The organism is Bartonella sp. AP4SXKL (genome assembly GCF_042195845.1).
Lineage (GTDB): Bacteria > Pseudomonadota > Alphaproteobacteria > Rhizobiales > Rhizobiaceae > Bartonella.
In genome coordinates this window covers 1-1,208 of the sequence record NZ_JBHIPA010000052.1, presented here as the reverse complement: position 1 = coordinate 1,208, position 1,208 = coordinate 1, and the positions used below count along the sequence as shown (strand labels likewise).

General features: G+C 43.3%; 1 protein-coding gene. It reads left to right on the top strand.

Going from position 1 to position 1,208, the window contains the following annotated elements; genetic code table 11:
- Positions 1-43: 43 nt before the first annotated feature.
- Positions 44-1,132 (top strand): DUF3792 domain-containing protein, encoded by a 1,089-nt coding sequence (locus ACFIMI_RS09600; protein WP_375692529.1) that lies wholly within the window; start codon positions 44-46, stop codon positions 1,130-1,132.
- Positions 1,133-1,208 lie beyond the last annotated feature (76 nt).

Here is a 1,208-nt window from a genome sequence, read left to right as displayed (position 1 = left end):
GCAAAAAGGCATTGTATCTCCAGCATATTCAAGGAGATAAAACATGGAAACTCGCATTCCTGAAAACACACCATTCGAGACGAATTTTCTAGGAGAAACGTCTCTAGAAGAAAAATATTCACTCTTTCACACACCCATTTCATGGTCCGCAATCTTTGCGGGACTGGTGACGGCTCTTGCCACCTCAATCTGCCTCTCTTTTCTGGTCGCCGCTTTAGGCTTAAGCCAAATGGATTTCACTTCTTCAACCCCATTTGAAGGCTCTTTCCTCTCCTTTGGCGTGGGCTCTGTTATCGTTACACTGATTAGCCTAGCCTTGGGAGGCTTTGTAGCTGGACGTTTTGCTGAAACCTCAGGGATTCTTCATGGCTTTCTCACCTGGGCTCTCATAACATTGCTGATGACCCTCCAAGCCATCCACGTGGTTTCTAGTACAGCAAAGATAGGAGCTAAAACGGCTCTAGAAAACAGCTCCATGGTCCAACAAACCGTAGACAGCCTAAAAAACAATATTTCCCCTATACTTGCAAACTTAAACAGCGAAAGTCTTGAACAGTTTTTTGCAAAAAATAGTGACAATGATATCAATTTTGACCAACTTAGGAGTGAATTGCGCACCCTTCTCAATAAAAGCGACATTCCTGCTCTCAACCCTGATCGCTTAAAACAAACCTATCAAGCTGCACTCAATGATATTGGTTCTGCGATAACAGCTTTCAAAAATGATCCTTCTTACTATCGCACCACTTTAAAAAATCTTGGTGAGCGCCTGTCCGATCGTGTAGAAGATCTCACGACAAAATTTGATCGAAGTGATATCATCAAGGCCCTTGTGACCGATGGCATGTCCCGTTCGGATGCACAAACAGCAGCCAACCATGCTGTTCAACTCTATCAAAGCGCAGAGGAAAAAACCGAAAAAGCCATCAAAGCCCTTGAAGAACGGGCAGAAACACTCTCAGACAATCTTGAGGATACGATCAAGGGAGCAAAAAACACTGCAACTAAAGCCACAAAAACAGCCTCCAATATGGGGTGGTGGGGCTTTTTAGGAAGTCTGGTAGGCGCCATTATTTCCAGTGTTTTTGGCTATTATGGTTATAGAAGCCGTAAGGACACTTTCATGCTTTAAAACGTCTACCTGTCTTCCTTTAAAGCAAATACATAAAAAGCTGCACGCATAGTGCAGCTTTTTTGCAAAATTTTCT